This window comes from Polaromonas sp. P1_E11, assembly GCF_056405995.1.
On sequence record NZ_JBFUBA010000003.1, the window covers coordinates 201,202 to 225,482 of the forward strand.

General features: G+C 62.5%; 23 protein-coding genes. 9 read left to right on the top strand and 14 right to left on the bottom strand.

Annotated features, from left to right (window positions below; translation table 11 throughout):
- Positions 1-82: 82 nt before the first annotated feature.
- The 11 genes from AC1D11_RS14755 to AC1D11_RS14805 all read right to left on the bottom strand — a co-directional run bounded on the left by AC1D11_RS14755 (position 83) and on the right by AC1D11_RS14805 (position 11,163).
- A complete protein-coding gene (locus AC1D11_RS14755) occupies positions 83-925 on the bottom strand; it encodes a hypothetical protein (protein WP_477651139.1) in 843 nt (280 codons plus the stop codon).
- A gap of 124 nt (positions 926-1,049) precedes the next feature.
- Positions 1,050-2,000 (bottom strand): TraB/GumN family protein, encoded by a 951-nt coding sequence (locus tag AC1D11_RS14760; protein WP_477648711.1) that lies wholly within the window; start codon positions 1,998-2,000, stop codon positions 1,050-1,052.
- Positions 2,001-2,105: 105 nt separating this feature from the next.
- Complete coding sequence (locus AC1D11_RS14765; RefSeq protein ID WP_477648710.1) at positions 2,106-2,651, bottom strand: RNA polymerase sigma factor; 546 nt, start codon at positions 2,649-2,651, stop codon at positions 2,106-2,108.
- A complete protein-coding gene (locus AC1D11_RS14770) occupies positions 2,651-2,866 on the bottom strand; it encodes a YgaP family membrane protein (RefSeq protein WP_477648709.1) in 216 nt (71 codons plus the stop codon). The genes AC1D11_RS14765 and AC1D11_RS14770 overlap by 1 nt, the downstream gene beginning before the upstream one ends.
- Before the next feature lie 277 nt (positions 2,867-3,143).
- Positions 3,144-5,540: a YgiQ family radical SAM protein gene (locus AC1D11_RS14775; protein ID WP_477651140.1), complete on the bottom strand. Its 2,397-nt coding sequence runs from the start codon at positions 5,538-5,540 to the stop codon at positions 3,144-3,146.
- A gap of 155 nt (positions 5,541-5,695) precedes the next feature.
- A complete protein-coding gene (locus tag AC1D11_RS14780) occupies positions 5,696-6,040 on the bottom strand; it encodes an antibiotic biosynthesis monooxygenase family protein (RefSeq protein ID WP_457280721.1) in 345 nt (114 codons plus the stop codon).
- 20 nt (positions 6,041-6,060) lie between these two features.
- A complete protein-coding gene (locus tag AC1D11_RS14785; protein ID WP_477648707.1) occupies positions 6,061-7,233 on the bottom strand; it encodes a cytochrome P450 in 1,173 nt (390 codons plus the stop codon).
- A 255-nt stretch (positions 7,234-7,488) separates the two neighbouring features.
- Positions 7,489-8,769 carry a fumarylacetoacetase gene (gene fahA / locus AC1D11_RS14790; protein WP_477648706.1) on the bottom strand — a complete coding sequence of 427 codons (1,281 nt, stop codon included), beginning with the start codon at positions 8,767-8,769 and terminating at the stop codon, positions 7,489-7,491.
- Positions 8,770-8,774: 5 nt separating this feature from the next.
- A complete protein-coding gene (gene hmgA, locus AC1D11_RS14795) occupies positions 8,775-10,079 on the bottom strand; it encodes a homogentisate 1,2-dioxygenase (protein WP_477648705.1) in 1,305 nt (434 codons plus the stop codon).
- A 60-nt stretch (positions 10,080-10,139) separates the two neighbouring features.
- Entirely contained in the window at positions 10,140-10,598 is a 459-nt protein-coding gene (locus tag AC1D11_RS14800; RefSeq protein WP_477648704.1) for a MarR family winged helix-turn-helix transcriptional regulator, read from the bottom strand.
- 103 nt (positions 10,599-10,701) lie between these two features.
- Positions 10,702-11,163 (bottom strand): CHRD domain-containing protein, encoded by a 462-nt coding sequence (locus AC1D11_RS14805; protein WP_477648703.1) that lies wholly within the window; start codon positions 11,161-11,163, stop codon positions 10,702-10,704.
- 214 nt (positions 11,164-11,377) lie between these two features.
- On the opposite strand from AC1D11_RS14805, the gene ku reads away from it, so the two are divergent.
- The 6 genes from ku (at position 11,378) to AC1D11_RS14835 (ending at position 16,401) form a co-directional block, all read left to right on the top strand.
- Positions 11,378-12,301 (top strand): non-homologous end joining protein Ku, encoded by a 924-nt coding sequence (gene ku, locus AC1D11_RS14810; RefSeq protein ID WP_477648702.1) that lies wholly within the window; start codon positions 11,378-11,380, stop codon positions 12,299-12,301.
- A 24-nt stretch (positions 12,302-12,325) separates the two neighbouring features.
- Complete coding sequence (gene ligD / locus AC1D11_RS14815; RefSeq protein WP_477651141.1) at positions 12,326-14,968, top strand: DNA ligase D; 2,643 nt, start codon at positions 12,326-12,328, stop codon at positions 14,966-14,968.
- 177 nt (positions 14,969-15,145) lie between these two features.
- Positions 15,146-15,418, top strand: a complete 273-nt coding sequence (locus AC1D11_RS14820) for a hypothetical protein (RefSeq protein ID WP_477648700.1) — start codon at positions 15,146-15,148, stop codon at positions 15,416-15,418.
- 85 nt (positions 15,419-15,503) lie between these two features.
- Positions 15,504-15,779 carry a hypothetical protein gene (locus AC1D11_RS14825; RefSeq protein ID WP_477648699.1) on the top strand — a complete coding sequence of 92 codons (276 nt, stop codon included), beginning with the start codon at positions 15,504-15,506 and terminating at the stop codon, positions 15,777-15,779.
- A gap of 92 nt (positions 15,780-15,871) precedes the next feature.
- Positions 15,872-16,066, top strand: a complete 195-nt coding sequence (locus AC1D11_RS14830; RefSeq protein WP_477648698.1) for a hypothetical protein — start codon at positions 15,872-15,874, stop codon at positions 16,064-16,066.
- Positions 16,063-16,401, top strand: a complete 339-nt coding sequence (locus tag AC1D11_RS14835) for a hypothetical protein (protein WP_477648697.1) — start codon at positions 16,063-16,065, stop codon at positions 16,399-16,401. Before AC1D11_RS14830 ends, AC1D11_RS14835 begins: the two co-directional genes overlap by 4 nt.
- A gap of 122 nt (positions 16,402-16,523) precedes the next feature.
- Here the strand turns inward: AC1D11_RS14835 and AC1D11_RS14840 are convergent, their stop codons facing one another.
- From AC1D11_RS14840 to AC1D11_RS14850, 3 genes are all read right to left on the bottom strand, one after another.
- Positions 16,524-17,489 carry a ferritin-like domain-containing protein gene (locus tag AC1D11_RS14840; RefSeq protein WP_477648696.1) on the bottom strand — a complete coding sequence of 322 codons (966 nt, stop codon included), beginning with the start codon at positions 17,487-17,489 and terminating at the stop codon, positions 16,524-16,526.
- 332 nt (positions 17,490-17,821) lie between these two features.
- Positions 17,822-18,550, bottom strand: a complete 729-nt coding sequence (locus AC1D11_RS14845) for a glutathione S-transferase (RefSeq protein WP_477648695.1) — start codon at positions 18,548-18,550, stop codon at positions 17,822-17,824.
- Positions 18,551-18,632: 82 nt separating this feature from the next.
- Positions 18,633-19,301 carry a DsbA family oxidoreductase gene (locus AC1D11_RS14850; RefSeq protein WP_477648694.1) on the bottom strand — a complete coding sequence of 223 codons (669 nt, stop codon included), beginning with the start codon at positions 19,299-19,301 and terminating at the stop codon, positions 18,633-18,635.
- Between the two features lie 267 nt (positions 19,302-19,568).
- Between AC1D11_RS14850 and AC1D11_RS14855 the strand changes: the two genes are divergently transcribed.
- The 3 genes from AC1D11_RS14855 to xylF all read left to right on the top strand — a co-directional run bounded on the left by AC1D11_RS14855 (position 19,569) and on the right by xylF (position 24,183).
- A complete protein-coding gene (locus AC1D11_RS14855) occupies positions 19,569-21,527 on the top strand; it encodes a PhoX family protein (protein WP_477648693.1) in 1,959 nt (652 codons plus the stop codon).
- A 300-nt stretch (positions 21,528-21,827) separates the two neighbouring features.
- Positions 21,828-22,877 carry an Ldh family oxidoreductase gene (locus AC1D11_RS14860; RefSeq protein WP_477648692.1) on the top strand — a complete coding sequence of 350 codons (1,050 nt, stop codon included), beginning with the start codon at positions 21,828-21,830 and terminating at the stop codon, positions 22,875-22,877.
- A gap of 289 nt (positions 22,878-23,166) precedes the next feature.
- Positions 23,167-24,183 (top strand): D-xylose ABC transporter substrate-binding protein, encoded by a 1,017-nt coding sequence (xylF, locus tag AC1D11_RS14865; protein WP_457280705.1) that lies wholly within the window; start codon positions 23,167-23,169, stop codon positions 24,181-24,183.
- Positions 24,184-24,281: the final 98 nt, after the last annotated feature.

Here is a 24,281-nt window from a genome sequence, read left to right on the forward strand (position 1 = left end):
AATCAGGAGCTGCTTGCGCTCGTCCTTATTGATCAAACGACCGATTTGATGCATGCACCAGATGCGCCGGCGCCTTTACGCATCAATACGGGGTGGAGGCTGCCGGCCGCCTTTGCCAGCGCTGCCCCAGCAACACCTGCCTGACGAAGCCGTACAGGGCCCACAAAAGCAGCAAGGGGATCACCAGCGTCTGCAGCACAAAGATCACGATGAGCCGGACGATGTGTTCGGTGGCCTGCTCGGCCGCCCGCTTGAGGCTCTCGAAGTGTTTTGTCACGTCACCGTTCTTCGCCAGCCAGTCTTTCAGGCTCTCCACCAGGCCGCGGTTGTCAGGTGCTGCGGCAGCTGGCGAATTGAGCTGGCCGGCCTTGCCGGTGGCGCTGTCGATCAATTGCTGGCTGGCAGCGTAGTCGGCCGCCAGAAATTTTTGCCACAACATGTCGGTGCCCAGCGTGACCACCGGAACCGCAAAGCGCAGCATCAGCAGGATCACCAGCAACCTTGACAGCCACAAAGGCACCTGCGGCCTGCGCAGGTAACACCACCACCAGCCAAGCACCGTGGCACTCAGCGCCAGCGATACCGGCCAGTAGCTGCCGATGCTGATCAAGGCCTTTTGAACGCCGAAGGCAACACTGGCCGCCAACATCAAATGCGAAAACTGCTCCACCAGGTCGTTGACGGGATCCAGGATTTGCCCCGGCGCAAACGTGACACCCACGCCAAAAGGCTGCACCGACGCTTCGGTCCCCTGCGCCACCGAAATCACGCCGTTGAGCAGCCTGGCCGTGGCAAAACTCAGCAGCGCCCTTTTCAGGCCGGCATCCACCTGCCGCATGGCGGGGGCATCCAGCGGCGCCAGCCATGCACAGGCCAGCACAGCGGCCATGGTGAAAGCGGCAAGTGCTTTGCGGGCAATGTCCATAATGTCTCCAGAGGTGGGAAAGGCGCCTGGACCCACTGCTTTTGCACTTGGGGCTCTTGAGAGGCCGGCGTGATCGGCATCTTGCCAGAAAGGCAAGATTCAGTGTCGTCGCGATTGCCTTGACTCAACGCAGGTACTCGACCTTGTACCCTCGCGCGGCCATCAGTGCCGGCAGACCTTGGGGGCCGCTCATGTGCAAAGCGCCAACGGCGGCAAAAAGTTTTCGTCCTTCGCCATGAAGTTCATGAATCCGCAGCGCCAAGCCCGGGTTACGATCATCCAGTATTTTTTTCATCAGCTTTCGTTCGCTCTCGGTTCTGGCGCACTCGCACCAGGCCTGATAGTTTTCCAGTTGAACAAGATCAGCACTCTCCCACACTTGAGCGGTCTTGAGCAGTACAGGACGAGCGCGGTCGGCCTCAAGGTCACTCACCCATTCCTGAACCAGGGATTCAGCTTCAGCCTCGTCCTGCGCGAAAAGCATCTTGAGCTGAAGTGAGACAGTTTCCAGGGAAACCACGCGCCGCCCCGTACTTCGGCCTATCAGTGCCAACGACATTTCGCTACCGTAAGCAGGGTCGAGACCGTCCCGGCGACCGGCCATAAGCACCAGAGTCATGGCTTGTATTTCGGCAGGTCCCTGACTCATGGCCTCCGCGGGCAGGCACGCAGCTTTCCACAGCGTTTGCAGGCGGGCTCGAAGCACTTCGGGCAGCCTGCTAGGCCCCTTCGCCAACAGTGCTTGCGCCATTTCGCGCTGAACTGCTTCATCGAACGGATCAAGCTCCAGAGCGAGCATGTCCGTCTGCTGCAAGGCCCGCTTGACGAGCGGTCCCGGTGCAATCCAGTGCGCTTTCCCTACGTGAATGGTGCCGTAAAGGTAAGAGGAGTGACCATCTTTAGTGATTCGCCATAACGGTCCACGATTACGCGGCTGCCTGGCGGCATCCTCGAACAACTCCGCAGAGAACGCTTTGGCCAAAGGGGGACAACCGGGAGCATCCGCCGCTTGCGCTTTGACCCCCAGGAAAAAAATCCACGCCATGAAAATGCAGCTGCGTACAAAAATCCCCATCACTACCACTCCATTCTTCTAGTTCAGGAAAGTTTACAAGGGGCATTCGGTCCAAGCTGGCTTCGGCGCTGAAAATTCCGTGTCGCTACCGGGAAAGAGTTACTTTCATGAGACCGCCTTCCCTATGGCAGCTCCATCAGGCCGCAGGTATTCACGCACCATCGCACGCGCCCGGTGAATGCGGCTTTTGGTGGCTTCGCGGGTGAGCTGCAGGCGCTGCGCGATTTCGGTGATGGTGAGTTGCTCCATGTCGCGCAGCAATACCACCTCGCGGTACATCGGCGGCAAGGATTCCAGTGCCCGGACCAGGTCGATGCGCAGCTCGTCCTGCGGCATCTGCGCGAAGTACTTGTCCTTGTCGTAGTCGGAAAGCGCCTGGGTACCGCGCATCAACGCAAGCGCCGGCAGCATGCACAGCCGCGCGATGATCTTGAACATCCAGCCGCCCAGGGCTGCGGCGTCGCGCACGGTGCCGACGCGGCGGTAGATGATGATGAGCGCCTCCTGCACCACGTCTTCGATAGCGGAGCCGCGGTGGCACTGGTAGCGGGCGTAGCGGCGGGCATCGGGCTGCAGCTGCCGCAGCAGCGAGGCCAGCGCGGCCGGGTCACCGGCCTGCGCTGCGGCAAAAAGGGCTATTTCAATGGCCATCACCAAGGGCCCGGCTTTTCCAGCTTGCGGCCCACCATGGCGCAAGCCGGACAAAAACCCAACAGCCCTGTCAGCACCGTGACCACGCCGGCGCAGTCCACCAGCAAACCGGGCGGCGTCACACCCAGCGCAAGCAGGCCGCAGGCGGCCATCAAGGCGCCGGACACACCACGCGCCCAACGCTCTTTGGGCCCCACATTTTTGCGATAGAACATGAAATCTCCTTTGGCTGCCGTCAAAAATGCGGCATCACTGCAAGGAGGGGTCATGCGGGCAAAAGGATTCACGTTGGGGAAAATATTGTTGGGCTATTTTTGAGATGGAGCACCCGTCAAGCTTGGCCGGGCACACCGAAGCTGCCGGTACGCGCACGCAGTTGCTATCAATTCAATAGCCGCTTGCGCACGTTCCTATTGGACTCAAAGCCAATTTCATTCATAAAAAAGGCTCCATCGGAGCCTTTTTAAATCGAAATACCTGCGCTGGCAGCGCCTAGCGGCCTTTGCGGCCACCGGGCTTGCCACCGGCGCCCTGCGCCAGCGGCGGCAGGCCGGTGTGGCGGGTCAGCAAACGGCCTTTGACCACCGGCGATGCTTTGACCGTGGTGGCCGTACCGGTCGAGTTCTTGCGCCGCGCGCTGGTGTAGCTGCCGTCGGTCATCGGCTGGAAGGTCGGGATCAAATGGTGCTTGCCGTTGCCGATCAGGTCGGCGCGGCCCATGGCCTTGAGCGCTTCGCGCAGCACCGGCCAGTTGTTGGGGTCGTGGTAGCGCAAAAAGGCCTTGTGCAGGCGGCGGCGGCGCTCGCCGCGCACGATGTCCACCGTCTCGCTGTCGCGCGTGATCTTGCGCAGCGGGTTCTTGTTGGTGTGGTACATCGTCGTGGCCGTGGCCATCGGGCTCGGGTAAAACGTCTGCACCTGGTCGGCCCTGAAGCCGTTTTTCTTGAGCCAGATCGCCAGGTTCATCATGTCTTCGTCGCTGGTGCCCGGGTGGGCGGCGATGAAGTACGGAATCAAAAACTGCTTCTTGCCGGCTTCGAGGCTGTACTTGTCGAACATCTGCTTGAACTTGTCATAGCTGCCGATGCCGGGCTTCATCATCTTGGTGAGCGGGCCCTGCTCGGTGTGCTCGGGCGCGATCTTGAGGTAGCCGCCCACGTGATGGCTGACAAGCTCTTTCACGTACTCGGGGCTTTGCACGGCCAGGTCGTAGCGCAGACCCGAGCTGATGAGAATCTTCTTCACGCCCTTCAAGGCCCGCGCGCGGCGGTACATCTTGATGAGCGGGTTGTGGTCGGTGTTGAGGTTGGAGCAGATGCCGGGGTACACGCAGCTCGGCTTGCGGCAGGCGGCCTCGATTTCGGGCGACTTGCAGCCGATGCGGTACATGTTGGCAGTGGGGCCACCCAGGTCGGAGATCGCGCCGGTAAAACCCTTGACAGTGTCGCGGATCGCTTCGATCTCGCGGATGACCGAGTCTTCAGAGCGGCTCTGGATGATGCGGCCTTCGTGCTCGGTAATCGAGCAGAAGGTGCAGCCGCCGAAGCAGCCGCGCATGATGTTCACGGAAAAGCGGATCATCTCCCAAGCCGGAATCTTGGTGGCGCCGTCATGGCTGCCGTTCTCGTCGGCATAGCGCGGATGCGGCGAGCGTGCATAGGGCAAATCGAAGACGTAGTCCATCTCGGCCGTGGTCAGCGGGATGGGCGGCGGCGTGATCCACACGTCGCGCGCCGTGGCACCCTCGCCGTGGGCCTGTACCAGGGCGCGGGCGTTGCCGGGGTTGGTCTCCAGGTGCAGTACGCGGTTGGCGTGGGCGTAGAGCACTGCGTCGCTCTTGACCTGCTCGTACGACGGCAAGCGGATGACGGAACGGTCGCGCGGCGGAACCTTGATCTTGCCCTGCGCGGTGTGCACCGTGGACGGCAGGTTGGGGTTGGCCACGAAGGTCAGCGGCTTGATGGCCGGGTTGGCCGCGGCGGGCTTGACGGCCTTGGCGAGTACAGGCGAACCTTTTGCCTCAGCCTCCACCGCCACTTCGGTGGCTTCATCTTCCCGCGCGCAAGTCGCGCCCTGCTCCCGCGCCTGGTCGGAAATCATCAAATACGGGTTGACGTGCGCTTCGACGCGGCCGGGTGCATCGACGCTGGTGGAATCGATCTCGAACCAGCCGTTGGCGGTTTCGTCGCCGCTGCGGCGGATGAAAGCCGTGCCGCGCACGTCGGTGATGCTGGCCACCGGCTCTTTGGCGGCCAGGCGGTGGGCGATTTCGACTATCGCGCGTTCGGCGTTGCCGTACAGCAGCAGGTCGCACTTCGCATCGACCACCACGCTGCGGCGAACTTTGTCGGACCAGTAGTCGTAATGCGCGATGCGGCGCAAGGACCCTTCAATACCGCCCAGGATGATGGGCACGTCTTTGTAGGCTTCGCGGCAGCGCTGCGAATACACCAATGCCGCGCGGTCGGGGCGTTTGCCGCCGATGTCGCCGGGGGTGTAGGCGTCATCACTGCGGATCTTGTGGTCCGCCGTGTAACGGTTGATCATCGAGTCCATGTTGCCGGCGGTCACGCCGAAGAACAGGTTGGGCTTGCCCAGCACGCGGAAGGGTTCGGCGCTTTGCCAGTCGGGCTGGGCGATGATGCCGACGCGAAAGCCTTGCGCCTCCAGCATGCGGCCAATGACGGCCATACCAAAACTGGGGTGGTCTACATACGCATCGCCGGTGACGATGATGATGTCGCAGCTGTCCCAGCCGAGCGCGTCCATTTCGGCCCGGCTGGTGGGCAAAAATTTGGCCGTGCCAAAGCGGGCCGCCCAGTACTTGCGGTAACTGGTGAGCGGCTTGGCTGCGCGCGTAAAGAAGGAGACGTCGACAGGAGCGTTCATGGGCGTTTGGGTAACCCTCCATTGTAAGGTTTACCCTGAGTTTTGCCTCTTTATTCGGCATTTAAGCCCTACAAATGCCTTCCCTGAGCACATTGGGGATCAAAAGTGGCTGTACGGCCACGGATTGCGCCTTGCCGTCCGACCCCAATCAAGACCTAGCCATGCTGCTCGCGGCTGTCCGCTGGCGCCTCGTCGCGCTCATTCAGCCCGTAGTCACGCAGCACGTGGGCCACGCGCAGGCGGTAATTCTCAAACACACCGCCGCGCCCGCGGCTTTGCGCCTTGCGGTGGGACTCCAGACGGCGCCATTCCATCACGGCGGCTTCGTCCCTGAAGAAAGACAGCGACAGCAGCTTGCCCGGGTTGCTCAGGCTTTGAAACCGTTCAACGGAAATAAAGCCGTCGATTTGCTCAAGCTGTGGTTTGAGCGCAGCAGCAATATCAAGATAGGTCTGCATGTTGCCCTCGGCGGGCTGCACTTCAAAAATGATGGCGATCATGTGGGGCTTTCAGTCTGGTATCAGTCAGAAAAAACGGGGATGCGGGCGTTCATGGAAGGCCGGTAGCGCCAGCCTTCCGGTTTCGGCAACCGCAGCTTGCCTGAATCCAGCAAGGCCTGGACGGCCGCGGCAGCGACGGTGCAGGCCAGCGCCTGGCCGGGGCACTGGTGTGCGCCCCTGCCGAAGCCGGGCACCTCACGGCTCGCGCGGTCCAGCAAAAACCGGTCGGGCTCCGGGTTGCACAAAGGGTCACGGCCGGCGGCCGCCAGAACCACCAGGATGGCATCGCCCGCCTTCAGGGAACCCCCCGCCACCTCCGTTGCCTCTGCCACAAAACGGCGCGTGTTGTGGATGGACGGATCATGGCGGCTGACCTCGTTCACCATCTGAAGCAACTTGCCCGGATCCTGACGCACGGTTTCGGCCAGGCCCGGTTGCGTGGCCAGGGCCACCAGGCTGTTGCCGACAAGGCCGGCAGTCGCCTCGCAGGTCTGCGACAGCAGGCCGACCAGGTTGGCGAGCAACGCTGCGGCGTCATTCCAGCCCGCCTTCTGCGCTTCCAGCCGGACACGGGCGACGGCGCGGTCCGGGTTTGCCTCCGCCTGTACCAGCACCGAGAACCTTGCCAGCAAGGCTGCTGCGGCGTCACCCGCCGCAGCCAGTTGCTCCGGCGTGCTGAGCGGCGAGAGGCAGGCCACAAAGTCGCGCGTCCAGCCTGCGACGCGCGGCAGTTCGGCCTCCGCAAAACCCAGGGCATCAGCGACTGCCATCACCGGCACATCAAAAGCCCATTGCGACAATGCCGTTCCGCGCAAGGGTTCGCCACCCATGGCCTTCGCCGCAATCAGCCCGGTGCGCTCGCCAACACGGTCCAAGTCCAGCGCAGCCAGGAAACGCTGCAAGGCCAGTTTGGGTGCGTCGTGCCGGATGCCGTCGTTCATGCGAACCAGGTGGCCGAACACCTCGCCCGCCGCCGACCCGACGATGGCTTGGGGCACGGGCTCAGCCGCCGGCCGTACACGGCACGCCGGGTTGCCCAGCACAGCATTGACCGCTGCCGCACTGGCCGCGATCCAGAGCTTGCGTGGTGCGTCAAACACCAGCGGTGGGCCTGCCACGAGCGCGGCGTAATAAGGATAGGGGTTGGGGTGGCTGGGCGCTGCGAGGATGTTGTCGGGGTGCATGGGCGTCATTTTTGCCCAGATGGCTGGCGTGATGCTTCGTTGCCGGTCGAAGTATCAGCAGCAGCCCGTTGGAAAGTCTTGCCAAGGGGCGAGGCAGAAGCCGGGCTGAAACGGGAGCTAAAAGTGACTCAAGGCCGCCTTTGTGCATTGAAACCCGCCTCACGGGCCCAAAACCGTGTTTTTACCTATGAAAAGATCCTGTAGCCCTTGTATATCGGGCGCAAGTTGCTATTAAATTAATAGCGAATCACTCTCCTTCAGGCTTCACTGCGGCCGCCTGGCCGGCAGCACCTGCCCACGGCATTCGCCAAAACCAATGCGCCGGAAGCCTTCGCGCACGCAGCTTGCACGCAGGATGACGGCGTCGCCGTCCTGCAGGAAGGTGCGCTTTTCGCCATTGGCCAGGGTCAACGCATTCTTGCCGCCCGAGCTCAGCTCCAGCAACGAGCCGGCCTGTTCCGGCGCCGGGCCTGACAGCGTGCCCGAGCCCAGCAAATCACCGGGCTGCAGGTTGCAGCCGTTGACGCTGTGGTGCGTGAGCAGCTGTGCCACCGTCCAGTAGGCGTCGCGAAAGTTCGACTGCGACAGGCGCTCGGGGCCCCGGCCGGCTTCCCGCATGGCCTCGGTCTCTATCCACACTTCCAGCGCTACATCCATACCGCCCAGGCGGCGGTTGCCTTCCGAGTCCAGGTACGGCAAGGGCTGCGGGTCGCCTTCGGGCCGCAGGAACGGTGCGCGAAACGGCGCCAGCGCCTCCATGGTGACAACCCACGGCGAGAGCGTGCTGGCAAAGTTCTTGGACAGAAACGGTCCGAGCGGCTGGTATTCCCAGGCCTGCACGTCACGTGCTGACCAGTCGTTCAGCAGCACCATGCCAAAGGCATGTGCTTCAGCCTGAGCCATGGCGATGGGTTCGCCCAGCGCGTTGCCCTGCCCCACCAGCACGCCGAGTTCCAGTTCGTAGTCGAGTCGCTGGGTGGGCCGCAAGGCGGGCGCCGCGTCGTCCGGGCCTTTGGTCTGGCCCATCGGACGGGGAAAGGCCTGGCCGCTCACGCCGATGGACGACGCGCGGCCGTGATAGCCGATCGGCACCCACTTGTAGTTGGGCAGCAGCGGTGCGTCGGGGCGAAACAGCTTGCCGACGGTGGTGGCGTGGTGGATGCCGGTGTAGAAATCGGTGTAGTCGCCGATGCGGCAAGGCAGGTGCAGGGTCACCGCATCCTGGGGGGACAAAAAGTTCTTCCACTCAGCTTGCTTCGAGCTGCCTTCCACGAGGCCTCGCGAGATCGCCGCTCTCAGCGCACTGATCGTCGCCGGGTTTTGTGCCATCAACTCATTCATGTCACCGGTATCGAGCAGCCCGGCCGCCCGAACATCCAGCACCTGGTCGCCAATGGCCACGCCAATCTTCCGTACCGCGTCCGGCCCATGGCTGTAGGTGCCAAAAGGCAGGTTCTGGATTGGAAAGTCTGTTCCCGCGTCATTCGCAGATGCGACCCAGCTGCGCAGCTCAGGGTCGTGGGTGGCGTTGAGTGACTGGTTCATGCGCGTCAACCCTTGAACTGGTCTTTGAGCCCGGCCCAGCAACTGCTGTAGCCAGCATCCAGCGCCCCGCCCTCTATCGCATAGGCCGTGGGAATGAAGCGGTAGCGGCTTTCGAACATGAAGGCCAGTGTGTTGTCCAGCTTGTGCGGCGCCAGCGGCGCGTTGCTGGCTTTTTCGAAAGCCTCGGTGTCCGGGCCGTGCGGCACCATGCAGTTGTGCAGCGACGCGCCGCCGGGCTTGAAGCCTTCGGGCTTGGCGTCGTACTGGCCATAGACCAGGCCCATGAACTCGCTCATGAGGTTGCGGTGGTACCAGGGGGGACGGAAAGTGTTCTCGGCCACCAGCCAGCGCGGCGGAAAGATCACGAAGTCGCAGTTGGCCGTGCCCGGTGTGTCCGAGGGCGAGGTCAGCACGGTGAAGATGGACGGGTCCGGATGGTCATAGCTGATGGAGCCAATCGTCATGAAGTGGGCTGTGTCGTACTTGTAAGGCACCAGGTTCCCGTGCCAGGCCACCACATTGAAGGGGCTGGCAGTTTGCCTGGCCGACCACAGGCGGCCGCCGAATTTCTTGACGATCTCAAAGCCGCCCTTGGGCGCAGGCGCGCTGTCGAACGCCGCCGTAGGCGCCAGGAAGTCTCGCGCATTGGCCAAGCCGTTGGAGCCGATGGGGCCGAGCTCCGGCAGGCGAAAGTGCGCGCCGTAGTTTTCGCAGACGTAGCCGCGCGATGCGCCGTCGGGCAAAGCCACGCTGAAGGCCATGCCGCGTGGCACCACCACGATTTCACCGGGCTTGACATCCAGGATGCCCAGCTCGGTCGTCACCACCAGGCGGCCCTGCTGCGGCACCAGCAGCATCTCGCCGTCGGCATTGACCAGCGCACGCTGTTGCATGGAACGATTGGCGACATACACCAGCGCTGCCATGCCCGTCTGCGCTTCGGCATCGCCATTGGCGGCCACAGTGCGGATGCCGTCCACAAAATCCAGCGGCTCGGGGGGAATGGCGAATGGATTCCAGCGCAGGGGATCGGGTGGCACGGCGCAGCCACCCGCCGCACCGGTCGTCCACTGCGGCTGTTCATACGGCTTGTAGCCACCCGCCGTTACCGAAGGCTGGCGGCGGTACATCCAGGTGCGGCGGTTCTCGGCGCGCGGCGCGGTGAAAGCGGTGCCGGAAATCAGCTCGGTATACAGATCGTGCGGCGCGCGTTGCGGGCTGTTACGCCCTTGCGGCAGCGCGCCGGCAATTGCCTCACTGGCAAATTCATTGCCGAAGCCGGACTGGTAATGCAAGGTGTTGGTGCTCATGGATGTTTCTCCCGGGAATCTGCAATGTTCAGCAATGTTCAGTTCAACGAATCGACGCCATCATTCTTCGGCATGGTCGGGCTCACCACCGCCGGCCTTGGCCTTCTCGATCAGCCTGTCGAAAAAATCGCTGAGTTGCATGCGCTCGGCTGCACTCAGTACGCCGAAAATATCCTGGTTGCGCTGGCCCACAACGTCCATGGTGCGCTGCCATGCTTTCTTGCCTTTGGCGGTCAGTGTCAGCACCACGCCACGCCCGTCCGTCGGGCTGGCAGCCTTGACCACCAGGCCCTGGTCAACCAGGGACTGGGCCGCGCGGCTGGCCTGGCCTTTGTTCAGATTGGCTTTTTCCGCGAGGTCGTTCACCGACAGTGGTGCGAATGTGCCTACGGCAGTGAGGCAACGGGCATCACTCATCGACAGGCGCGCGTCCGCCACATAAGCACGCTGGCTTTCAATGTCCGTCAGCTTGTGCAGAAGGTGCAGGCGATAGGTCAGGGTTCTGTCGAGCTTGATCATGTAGCGACCGGGTAAATTTATAGTTGCGCCCGCAACTATAAATCAATCCGGTTGCGCCCGCAACCATCTATAAAGGCCGACCCGGGGGCCTCTTCAGAAAGCCCTAGTTACGCACCATCGTCATCTGGCCACGCACTTCCCCTGCGGGATAAGCGGCCGTGTGGATGTTGGCATACCAGCGGCCCGCCATCAGGTCGGCGGCCTGGGCCGCCGTCAGTGTGGCGCTGCCGTCCATAGGGGTGCGGAGGGGGCTGGCCCACCCCAAAGCTACACCGGCGTTGGCGCCAATGGCGGCCGGGCCATGGAAGTGTCCCGCAGTCGCCGGGCCGGTCAGGCGGGTGTAATTGACTTTCCAGCGCAGCAGGTTGGTACTGGTATCGAAAACGGCATCGACCGAGCCGCTACCCGTGCTGGCATTGGCGGGCACCTCATTGGCGCCGCGAAGCTGCGTGGTGAAGGCGACCAGGCTGGATTGCTTGTTCATTACGCCGCAGCCCGTGATGGCAGCAGCGGCTACGGCCATCGCGGCAAGGCAAACTCGGGTGGCGGTGCGGCGTGAAAGCATGGGTCGGCTCCTTGAAAAGTTGCTGCCGATTGTGCGTGCTGCACGCAGGCCCAACCCGTAGGACAAACCCCATGCGAACAGTCGGTTCCGGACGACGCCCGTACCCCATCGCACACCGACACGCCTGCATGCATGTGGGCCGGAGACTGGCCTGATCGTTGTGGCCTGCACTCCCTCAGGCCAGCCCGCAATCATCAGCAGAAAGACTCACACCATGGCATCGCGCGTTTTATGGAAAGGGGCCATCAGTTTCGGCCTGGTTCACATCCCCGTAGCGCTGCATTCGGCCACCTCGGAGAGCGGCATTGACTTCGACTGGCTGGACAAGCGCAGCATGGATCCTGTGGGCTACAAGCGCGTCAACAAGCGCACGGGCAAAGAGATCACCAAGGAAAACATCGTCAAAGGCGTCGAGTACGAAGACGGCCAGTACGTGGTGTTGTCTGAAGAAGAGATCAAGTCGGCCTACCCCAAGACCACGCAGACCATCGAGATCGAAAGCTTTGTGCCCAACACCGAGATCCCCTTTGTCTACCTGGAACGCCCCTACTACATCGCGCCCATCAACAAGGGCCAGAAGGTTTACGCGCTGCTGCGCGACACCCTGCTGAAAACCCAGCGCGTAGGCATCGCCCGCGTCATCATCCAGACCAAGCAGCATCTGGCCGTGCTGGTGCCCTCGGGGCCCGCCTTGATATTGAACCTGTTGCGCTGGGGTGCGGACATACGGTCGCTGGAAGAGCTCAATCTGCCGCCCGTAGGCGCCAAGGCCGCCGGCCTGACCGACAAGGAACTCGCCATGGCCAAACAGCTGGTGGACGACATGACCGGCAAGTGGAAGCCCGATCAGTTCACCGACTCCTTCAAGGACGACATCATGGCGCTGGTCAAACGCAAGGCCAAAGCAGGCAAGCTGGAGAATGTGGTGCAGCCGGAGGAAGAGGAGACCGAAGGCCGCTCCAGCGCCAAGATCATCGATCTGACGGAATTGCTGCAGCGTAGCCTGCGCAAAGGCGGCGGCGACGGACCCAAGGCCAAAGCAGCAACCACGACCAAGGCGTCCACCAAAACCCCGGCACGCAAGAAAACCGCAGCCAAATCGGCCCCGCATGCGCCCGCGAGGCGGCGCGCCGCCTGAGTGCCGGCCGCATGAGCCGACGACATGGGTGCCCGCGACCTGCTGAAAAACTACCGCGCCAAGCGCGATTTCGCGCGTACGCCGGAGCCCGCTCACGGCGGCGCCCGCTCAGATAAAGCCCTCAGCTTCGTCATCCAGAAGCACGACGCGAGCCGGCTGCACTACGACTTCCGCCTGGAGTTGCAAGGTACCCTCAAAAGCTGGGCCGTCCCCAAGGGCCCCAGCCTGGACCCGGCCGTCAAGCGAATGGGCGTGCATGTAGAGGACCACCCGCTTTCCTACGCCGGTTTTGAAGGCAGCATTCCGGCCAAACAGTACGGCGCAGGCGACGTGATCGTTTGGGACCGCGGCTTGTGGACGCCGATCGGCGACCCGGTGAAGGGGTTCAAAAGCGGCAAGCTCAAGTTTGAACTGCATGGCGAAAAGCTCAAGGGCGGCTGGACCTTGGTGCGCATGCACGGGCGAGGCGACGAATCCCATGAACCCTGGCTGTTGATCAAAGAGCACGACGAGCATGCCCGCGCCGAAAAAGAGTTTGACGTACTCAAGGCGCTGCCCAACAGCGTGCTCTCGGGCAAGCCCCTGCCGCGCGATGCCACAGCCAGCACCGCCGTAAAGAAAGCGCTGACGGCACCTGTCAAAAAAACCCGGGCCAAGGCACGCCCAAAACAAGCTGATGCAAGCATTCCCGAAGGCGCCATCAAAGCGAAGCTGCCCGAAACGCTCGCGCCGCAACTGGCCACGCTGGTCACGCGCCCGCCTGCGAGCCCCGAAGGCTGGGTTTATGAAATCAAATACGACGGTTACCGGTTGCTGGCGCGTATCGACGGATCATCAGTTCGCCTTTTCACACGCAAGGGCAACGACTGGACCGACAAGCTTTCCAGGCTTGCCAAGGCTGTGGCTGCGCTGGAACTGCCTTCAGGCTGGATCGATGGCGAGATCGTGGTGATGAACGAACGCGGCGTCCCCGATTTCGGCGCGCTGCAAAACGCTTTCGACCATGCGAGTACGGCAGACATTCTTTACTACGTGTTCGATCTCCCATTTTTTGACGGGCTGGACCTGCGCCAGCTGCCGCTGGTCCAGCGCCGCGAAGCCCTGTGCACGCTCGTCACCCGCCACCCCCAGGACAGCATCCGCTTCAGCGACACATTTGAAGAAACGCCACAGGACCTGCTGGCCTCGGCCCGCCGGGTCGGGCTGGAGGGCGTGATCGGCAAACGCGCGGACTCGGCTTACGTGTCACGCCGCTCGCCGGACTGGATCAAGCTCAAAACCCAGTTGCGCCAGGAGTTCGTGATTGGGGGTTACACCGCACCCAAAGGCTCGCGCATCGGATTGGGCGCATTGATGCTGGGCGTCCACGATGAAGAAGGCGCGCTTCAATACGCCGGCAATGTCGGCACCGGCTTCAACGACGAGATGCTGGACACACTGAAAGCCCGGCTGGAAAAACTTCACACCGATCGCAGCCCGTTCGCAAAGCTGCCCGCCGGCGTCAAAGGCCAATGGGTCAAGCCGCGTCTGCTAGCCGAAGTGGCCTTTGGCGAATGGACCCATGGTGGCCATATCCGCCACTCCGTATTCCAGGGCCTGCGCACCGATAAACCCGCAACAAACATCGTCCGTGAACAACCCGCTCAGCTAGAGCGCGGCAAGAAAGGCGCCACCGTGAACCCTGCCAAAAAAAAGTCCGCCGAAAAACCCAGCGCCAAGGGCAACCTCAATACCCCCGCAAAAACACCCACCCGAAATGCCCCGGCAGCACTGAAGTCCCTGCGCATCACGCATGCAGACCGGGTAATCGACAGCAGCACCGGCTTCACCAAACAAAACGTGGTCGAGCACTACGCACAGGTCGCGGCGCTGATGCTGCCGCACCTCAAAGCCAGGCCCACCGCACTGGTGCGCGCGCCTTCGGGCATTGGTGGTGAGCTGTTCTTCCAGAAGCATGCCGAAGCTACGTCAATTCCCGGCATCAAATTGCTGGACCCCGCGCTGGACCCCGGCCATGGTCCTCTGCTGGAAGTTCCCACCGCCGCCGCCCTGCTGGCGGCCGCGCAGATCAACGTGATCGAGTTCCATACCTGGAACGCCACCACGCGCGCCATCCACAAGCCCGACCGCATGACGCTCGACCTGGACCCGGGTGAAGGCGTTGCCTGGCCGCAGGTTCAGGAGGCCGCGCAGCTGGTCCGCGCTTTCCTTGACGAACTGAAACTCGCGAGCTTCCTCAAGACCAGCGGCGGCAAAGGCCTGCACGTGGTGGTGCCGCTCAAGCGGCAATACGATTTCGACACCGTGAAGGATTTTTCGCATGCCATCGTGATGCACCTGGCCGCCGTGATCCCCCGGCGCTTTGCCGCCAAGAGCGGCCCTAAAAACCGCATCGGCAAGATTTTCCCGGATTACCTGCGCAATGGATTTGGCGCCACCACCGTCGCGGCGTGGTCCATGCGTGCCCGGCCGGGACTCGGCGTGTCCGTCCCCGTCAATTGGGATGAACTGGCCTCGCTGACCGGCGGCGCACACTGGACTGCGCAAACCCTGGGCGGGCGCCTGGCCATCGGCAACCAGCCCTGGGAAGCTTACGAGGCATCACGCAACGGACTTGCCAGCGCCATGAAACAACTCGGCTTCAAGGCACCGGCGGCTGCGAAGTAATACCTAATACCCCGCCAAACGTCCTCTCCGCGCAGTGTCGTCCGGTTCCTACAGGTCGAGGGCGGATGGCCCGACATGGAAAAGACGGCGCGGCATCTAAATTGACATTACGGCGCAAGTTTTCCTTTGCTTCGCCTCTTCTCAGGTCCCATTCTTAACTTCATCAAGGAGAAACTCATGGCATCCAACCAGAACGATCCGAAAAGAACCCAGTCGCAGGACAACCAGCAACAACAAGGCCAGCGCAACCAGAACCAGCCCGGCCAGCAGGACAGGCAAAACGCCAACAAGGCCAGCGACGCCCAGCTCAACCAGGGCGGTAACCAGCAGCAGCCCGGTCAGCAAAACCAGCACGGTAGCGCCCAGCAATCGCGTAACCAGACCGAACGTGACGACACCATGGATTCCGGCAACGCCGGAAGCAGGCAACAAGGCCGCAGCAACAAGTGATCGGTTGTGAGCGGATCCCTTATTCATGAAACGGAGGCATATGCCTCCGTTTTTTTGCAACACCGCAGCCACCAGAACCCCTACCATGAAGCAACTCGATGAAATGGATCTGACGCTTTACCTCCAGACTGAAGGCCGGCGCATGGCCGCAGAATTGAGAGGCAAGGCATTGCCGGAAAATCGCTCGCCCACACCAGCCACTACGCATCCGCCCGCCTCTGCGGCCCAGCGCCCGCCTTCCCGCCAGCCGCTCCAGCAGCAATGCGGGGCCCCGGCCGCTGGCACCCAAAGGCCGGCGCGCAGCTTGAGCGAGGCCTTGCAACGCATGGGCGTGGCGGGTTCACATCCGCGCCGGCTGTAGGCCTTCGCCGCGACTTGGGGCCGAAGGACTGGCTCTGCGTGCGGCCGCGTCCTATCATTCAGGTAGCGCCACAGAACGCGCCTGGAGACATCATGAAAACCCATCTACCCCTCACATTGGCGATCCTGCTCTTTTTGTCCGGATGCCCCGACAACAAGGTTCCCAAAGCACCGCCCAAGGCCCCGGAACCGAAAGCGGACACCGCCCTGTCTTCACCAACAACTGCCGCGATGCGGGCCGCTCTTGCAGCCCAAACCCTGGCAACCCTGCCCGACCATACGGCATGAACGGTCGCGTGGGGGTTCGAACGTTATGGCCGGTGTGGGCATTCGCGGCAGCCTGGATAGCCGGATGTGCCGGCATGGGTGCGGCGGACCCGCCGGCGCACCGCGTCACCGTAGAAGGGCAAACCTACCTTATCAGCCAGTTGACGGCAAGCACATGGACGGCAATTGCCCCGGGGCCCAAAAACGGCAGCGCCACATCGACCCCTTCGGGCCGCGCGGCATTGCTGCAGGCGATTGAACTGCGCTCCGGCTGCAAGGTCACCGATGCTGACTACTCACGCAACGGCGTACAGCTCGACGCCCAGGTGGATTGCGCGAGCAGCTTGAAGAACTAACGAGGACACTCCCGACATGGAGGAATAAAAAAAAGGGGCGACAAATGCCGCCCCTTGGTTTGCCGAGCCTCGAGTGCCGACAAAAAACAATTGATTCCTGTGTGAGCGCCAGTCCTTGTCGGTTATGAAGCAGTCTTCAGCGTGTCGCGCAGGGCCTTCACCTGGTCATGATTGCGCTGTGCGCCCTGGGCCTGGCGTTCCACCACGGCCCTGATCCCGGCGGGGAAATTGCGCTTCAGGGCTTTGCGGTAGCGTGCCACCGCGGCGTCTTCGCCGCGCTCGCACTCATTGAGCATCGCCTGGTCGCTCAACGCGCTCAGCGTGGCCCTCACGGAAACCCATCCGCGATGCAATGCACCGCTGACCGAGCCGCCTTCGTCGGGCTTCCCGCCGAGCTGGCGAATCAGGGTTTGCAGCTCCAGGCCCGCAGCCCGGCATTCATCGGCATGGCGAAGCAGCAGTGTCTTGATGTCCTGCGCCTTGGTGTGCTCGGCGCATTCGCGGAAACCATACTCGCCGTCACGGCAGGATTCGAGCAGGTCATTCAGGTTTTCGATGACATCGTCATCGTCGTCCACTGTTGCATCGCCCGTCGCTGCGGCATTTTCAAAAGCACCCGGGTACAGGCTCTCAACCCTGCTCCATGCCGCGCGACTCGCCTCCCTGGCCTGCGGCCAGGTCAATGTGGAACGCTCTCTTTTGGTATCCCAGTGGGTACGCAAGCGGCTTTCGGTTTCGTCAAATGAACCCGTATATTCCTGCCGGCCGTAAAGCCCCAGGCGGTAGGCCGGCGCGTAGTCGTCAAAGGGCCGCCCGTCTTCGTAATAGCTTTCACGGTTGTAGTTGCCGCGCCAGTAGGCTTCTTCTGCGGTCGGGTCCAGCGCTTCGGCAGCTTCCTTGCCGCCCAGGCCGCCAGCCACGGCGCCTGCAATGCCGCCCACTACCGCCCCCACCGGTCCGGCCACCGTTCCGGCAGCCGCGCCGGCGGCGATACCGCCTGCCGCAGCGCCAATACCTGTTCCGACCGGATGGGCACCGGGCTCCTTGCTGATGGGATCAAGATTCTGGTCGTGCTGTTCCTTTGCCATGGTGTACTCCTTTGTCTCTTGCTGCGTTGTAAAAAAAACTGCCTGGATGTTGCTCGCACCATCGTGATGTGATGATGATTGCCAGGCAGGTAGATCGATGGTGCAACCCAGGGATGTACTGCGCGGTCAGGCAAGCACAGCCTCCTTTGTAGGAGAACGCCGCGCACGCCCCGGCCAGGTTGTCGCATCAGAAATTTGCAAAATTTCGGCCTGCAGGCCTTTCAGGAACAGCGCAGGCAGCTATCAAAACAGGAGCAACAACAAGGAGGAAGGCCTGGACTTTGGCGTGCGCAGGCGATCGCAACAGCACTGCAACTGAAGACCCGGTCCACTCAGGCATCGAGCTCCGGGTAACGGCGAAAGATGCCGTCTTCGTTGAAGGCAATGCGCCGCTCGCTCGCAAGATAGGCTGCCACGCGCCGGTGTTGCGCCATTCTGTCGTGCAAGGCCGCAACGCGCGGCACGGTTTTCAGTGCGCGGCGGGCCGCCTTCGGAAACGCATACAGCAGCCCGTCCACCAGCTGGAACAGGGAAAGGTCGGCATAGCTCAGCCGGCCACCCACCAGATGCGCGCTGCCGCGCGGGTTGCGCTCCAGCACGGTTTCAAACCAGCCCAGAAATTTCTTCACGCGCGCCGTCCTGAATTCTTTTGCGCGGCGCAGCGCTTCCTTTTTCTGGTCTTCGTAATACAGGCCGGTTCCTACCGGATGATGGGTGTCGTGCGCCTCGGCCACGACGTCGGCAATCGTGAGCTGCAGCTGGTGCGTCCACAGGCGTTGAGCCTCGCTCTTGCCCACCAGGCCCAGGCGCGGACCCAGGTAAAGCAGGATGGCTGCCGACTGCCCGACGATGATTTTTCCGTCCACCAAAAACGGCGGCGCGAAGGGCGGGTGCAGCACGTCCGCGCTCTCCATGAAGTGCATCATGGCGGGAATGCCCTGGCTGTCGCCCTCGCAGCCACGCGCCACGTCCAGGTAATCGGCGCCTGCGGCCTCCAGTGCCAGCCGGACAAATTCGCCGCGCCCCTGGATGGTGGGCCAGTAGTGAAGCTCGTAAGGCATGAATGACAAACTCCTGTGCTTGGCGTTTCGTCCTCTTGCGTGCAAGCGCTGGGGGCGACCGATGGAAACGCAGAAACCGCGCTTAGCCTGCGGCGGCGATCTGCCGCAAGGCCTGCTCAAACACTTCGGCGGGTTGCCCACCGGAAATCAGGTGGCGGCCGTTGATGATGACGGCAGGCACCGAGTGAATCCCCTGGGTCAAGTAGAACTGCTCACGCTCGCGCACTTCATCGGCATATTCACCTGAGGCCAGCACTTCGCGTGCCCGGGCTTCATCCAGCCCCGCCTCCGCGGCCGCTTTCGCCAGCACCTCGTGCGACGCCGGGCTCTGGCCGTCTGTGAAGTAGCGCTTGAAGAGCAGTTCCTTCAGCGTCTTTTGCTTGTCTACGCCTTCCAGCTCGGCCCAATGCAGCAGGCGGTGCGCATCAAAGGTGTTGTAGATGCGGCTGCGGCCGCCGCCGGGCTCGTCGGCCATGCTGAACTTGAAGCCCACCTGCGCGCCGCGTGCGCGGATGTTCTCGCGGTTGGCCTGGGCCTGTGCGGGCGTGATGCCGTATTTCTGGGTGATGTGCTCGGTTATTTCCTGGCCTTCGGGCGCCATCTTCGGGTTGAGCTCAAAGGGCTGAAAGTGCAGCTCGGCCTGGATGTCGTCGCCCACGCGCTCCAGCGCCTGGTCCAGGGACTTGAGGCCGATCACGCACCAGGGGCAGGAAACGTCGGACACAAAATCGATTTTGAGTTGGGTGGTCATGGGGGGCCTTGAGGGTTGCTGTTCTGGCAGACCGATTTTGGCCCGCAGCAAGGCAGCTTGCGGTTCGCCCGGGGATATTCAAGTACCCGGCGCGAGGTTAATCAGCGGGAGCCGCCCCTGCCTGGGGCCGTCTGTGGCAGCCCTTTTCAAGAAACTGTCACACAAGCTTCCTAAGATTCCCGCAGCGCAGCCGACTTGCCCCGCCGGAGTGCGCGGCCAGGGCTGCGGCTTCGCGATCACCCACCTGAAACACTGGAAACCATAACAATGTCCGACCTGGCCACCCCTTCCCTTCCCTCCCGCCGCACGGCCCTGAAGTTCCTGGCGACCGCGCCCATGCTGCCGCTGGGGGCCCTGGCCTCCAGCACCCTGCTGTCGGGATGCGCTACCGGCAGCGGCCCCGCCGCAGCGGGCAATTACATGGCTTCCAGCTTCACGTCCATGGCCGCCCCCTCGCTGGCTGATGCGGCCGCCATGGCGACCACCACCGTGGGCTCCAGCCTGCAGGTCCGCCTCAAAGACAACAGCACGCAGAGCTACAGGCTCGCCTACCAGCCCTTCTTCGTGACCGGCGACATGGTGCCGGACGGCAAGGGCGGCACCATCCTCGCCGGCGGCTATGTGGATATCAACAACCGGCCCATCATCGACCGCTCGGTGCCGGGCAAGGAACGCCAGATCTTCTCCGACTCGCCCGACGGCACGTCGCTGCTCGGTCTGCCGAATGCCAACGTGCCCGGCATCAAGGGCAAGGCAGTGTTCGCCGTTGTGCAGTTTGAATACACCACCCGTGACCAGGCCGGCGCCGACGCCTACGGCAACCTGCCCTCACCCATCGCCGTGCTGACGCTGGACCAGGACCAGGCCACCGGCAAGCTCAGCCTCGTGAAGTACCACAACGTGGACATGTCCAAGGCGCATGGCCTGTGGATCACCTGTGGCGCCAGCCTGTCGCCCTGGAACACCCACCTCTCGAGCGAAGAGTACGAGCCCGACGCACCTTTTGCCGCCGAAAGCGCGCAGTTCAGGAAGTTCAGCAAAAACGTCTACGGCGACGAGACCAGGGCCAACCCCTATCACTACGGCCACCTGCCTGAAGTCACTGTGCATCCCGACGGCACCGGCACGGTCAAGAAGCACTACAACATGGGCCGCATCTCGCATGAGCTGGTGCAGGTCATGCCCGACAACCGCACCGTGCTGATGGGCGACGACGCCACCAACAGCGGCCTATTTGTCTTCGTGGCCGACCGTGAGAAAGACCTCTCATCCGGCACGCTCTACGTCGGCAAGCTGGGTTCGGGCTTTTCCGTCGACCCGGCGGCCGAAGGCGCAAAAATTTCCTGGATCAAGCTGGGCCACGCCACCAGCGCCGAGATCGAAAAAATGTCCGACACGCTCAAGCCGGCCGACATCATGACGGTGCTCAAGGCCGACCCGTCGGACACCAGCTTCACCAAGGTGTTCTACGGCGGCAACGCCAACTGGATCAAGATCAAGCCCGGCATGGAGAAAGCCGCGGCCTTCCTGGAAACGCACCGCTATGCCTACCTCATGGGCGGCAGCATGGGCTTTTCCAAAATGGAAGGCACCACCGTCAACATCAAGGACAAGGTCGCCTACTCGGCGCTGCAGAACATGCAGGATTCCATGGTCAAGACCGGCAAGGGCTGGAACGCTGCCAGCGGCATCGCGCTCGACAAGGCGCTGATTGCCGGCGGCGTGATGGTGCACAAGCTGGACGGCAGCCAGAAAGACCTGGCCGGCAACGCCATCAACAGCGAATGGATGCCGGTGCACACCAAGGCCCTGCTGGTCGGCGAAGACATCGCCGGCGATGCACTGGGCAACAAGGCCAACCCCAACAAGGTGTCCAACCCCGACAACCTGAAGTTCTCGGAAAAAATGCGCACACTGTTCATCGGCGAAGACAGCAGCACCCACGTCAACAACTTCATCTGGGCCTACAACGTCGACACCCAGCAGCTGTCGCGCCTGATGTCCATGCCTTCGGGCGCCGAAGCCACCGGCCTGCATGTGGTGGACGACCTCAACGGCTGGACCTACATCATGAGCAACTTCCAGCACGCCGGCGACTGGATTGCGGCGCTGCATGGCAAGGTGCAGGCCACGCTGGACCCGCTGGTGCGCGCGAACTACAAGGACCGCTTCGGCGCGGCTGTCGGCTACCTCACCGCAGACCCCAGCAGCATCAAGCTGGGCTGACTGACGGCATAGCCATAAACATGGTTACAGGCACCGGCTTCGGTGCCTCAGGCGGAAAGCGGGCTCATGGCCCGCTTTCCGCTTTTTGCCCCGTATGAAATGCCGCGCACGGGTTGTGCGATGTGCGCCCTTACGTGTTCGTCCCTAGAATGTTCAGAACAGCAATGACCACTTGATGTGAGCCGCCACGCCGGGTTATGGGCATAAAAACACCGCCCAGCCCACACAGGACGGGCGCAATCTGCTATCAAAAACAGAGCATCTGCAGCGACAACATTGAAACAACCCCGAGACAAATCCATGCGATACGCCCAGACCGATCTGATCAACTACGCCCGAACCCTGCTGACCGCAGCCGGCCTGGAGCACGACAAAGCCGCTGCCGTGGCCGACATCCTGGTCCAGGGCGACCTGATGGGCCACAACACCCACGGACTCGCCCTGCTGCCGGGCTACCTGGCGGAGCTGGAGTCTGGCGCGATGGAAAAGCTCGGCACCCCAGCCGTGCTGGCCGACCATCCGGCCGCCGTGACATGGGACGGCCGCCGCCTGCCCGGCCCCTGGCTGGTTCTGCAAGCCATGACGTTGGCCACTGAGCGCGCCGCCACCCAGGGCACCTGCACGGTGGTGATTCGCCGCAGCCACCACATTGCCTGCCTGGCCGCTTACCTCAAGCGCGCGACTGACCAGGGGCTGATGATGCTGCTGACCTGCTCGGACCCGAACACGGCCAGCGTTGCCCCCTTTGGCGGGCTGGACCCGGTGTTCACACCCAACCCGGTTTCTGCCGGCATTCCCACCAGCGGCGTTCCGGTGCTGATGGATGTGTCTACCTCGGCCACGACCAACGGCATGACCAACCGGCTGTACAAGGAAGGCAAGCGTCTGTCTGCTGCCTGGGTGATGGACGGCCACGGCGTGGCCAGCGACAACCCTTCGGTGCTGTTCGACGAACCCAAGGGCACCATCCTGCCGCTGGGTGGCATGGACTCGGGCCACAAGGGTTATGGCCTCACCTTGCTGGTGGAGGCATTAACCGGCGGCCTCGCAGGCCACGGCCGCGCCGATCCGAAGGAGGGATGGGGCGCCACGGTGTTCCTGCAGGTGATTGACCCGCGCGCCTTTGCGGGCCTGGATGCATTCACACGCCAGACTGGCCATGTCGCCGATGCCTGCCGTGCATCACAACCCGCGCAAGCAGGGTCTGCCGTGCGCACGCCCGGCGAAAAAGGCCTTGCGCTGGCAGCCAGGCAAATGGAATCAGGCGTGGAGCTGTATCCCTCCATCCTGCCCGCACTGTCAAGCTGGGCCATCAAGCTTGGGGTGACGGAGCCGTCTGCCGCCCACTGAAGCACAGCCTTTTCAGGAGAAAACCGATCCGGCCAGCCGTTGCCGCTGACGGATTTTCTGCTTGCTGCGCCTGCTGATCAGCCTTTCGTATTACAGAAACCATCAAAAATTTAAAGTGACCCCCGCACACCCGGGGTTTGTCCCTAGGCAGGGAATTTTTCAGGTCCACATAATTAGTGCGTCGTTCAAACTAATTCTGAAGTGCTGCATTTGCAGCGGAACGATCACCGGGATTCAGCTGAGTTTTCAAAACTACACGCCCGACTGGGCAGAACTATCGGAGACATTCATGAAACTAAAAAATTCCCTCACCGCAATGGCACTCAGCCTGGCTGCTGCCGGCGCATTTGCGCAGGTCACTGTCGGCGTCAGCTGGTCCAACTTCCAGGAGGAACGCTGGAAAACCGACGAGGCCGCCATCAAGACGCAACTTGAAAAACTGGGCGCCAAGTACATCAGCGCAGACGCAGCGGGCTCCCCTGAAAAACAACTGGCGGACATTGACGGCCTGATGGCCAAGGGTGCCAAGGTCCTGATCGTGCTGGCCATGGACAAGGACGCCATCCTGCCCGCCGTAAACAAGGCCACCAAGCAAAAAGTGCCCGTCATCGCCTACGACCGCCTGATCGAAGCACCCGGCGTGTTCTACATCACCTTCGACAACAAGGAAGTTGGCCGCATGCAGGCCCGTGCCGTGTTCCAGGCCAAGCCCAAGGGCAACTACGTGATGATCAAGGGCTCCCCCACCGACCCGAATGCCAATTTCCTGCGCGAAGGCCAGCAGGAAATCATTGACGCCGCCGTCAAGAAAGGCGACATCAAGATCGTGGGCGAGGAATACACCGAGGGCTGGAAGCCCGAAGTCGCCCAGAAAAACATGGAACAGATCCTGACCAAGAACGGCGGCAAGGTCGATGCCGTAGTGGCCTCCAATGACGGCACCGCCGGTGGTGTGGTGGCGGCGCTGAGTTCCAAAGGCCTCAAGGGTGTGCCGGTGTCCGGCCAGGACGGTGACTTTGCCGCCCTGAACCGCGTAGCCATGGGCACCCAGACCGTGTCGGTATGGAAAGATGCGCGCGATCTCGGTAAACAGGCGGCCAGCGCCGCTGTCAATCTGGGTGCCGGCAAAAAAGTCGACGGCGCGACTTCCTGGAACGGTGGCGAGAAAAAGATCGCCCTGCAGGCCCAGTTCCTCAAGCCCGTGCCCATTACCCGCGACAACCTCGACGTGGTGGTGAAAGCCGGCTGGATCAAGAAGGACGAACTCTGCAAGGGTGTCACGGGCAACGTCGCGGCCTGCAAGTAATACAGGCATTAATACAGGCGTTCAACCACCTGCTCCCCGTTCTGCGCAAGCAGGCAAGGCAACCGGCCTGTAGGTTGCCTTGGGGAGTACTGCATCCT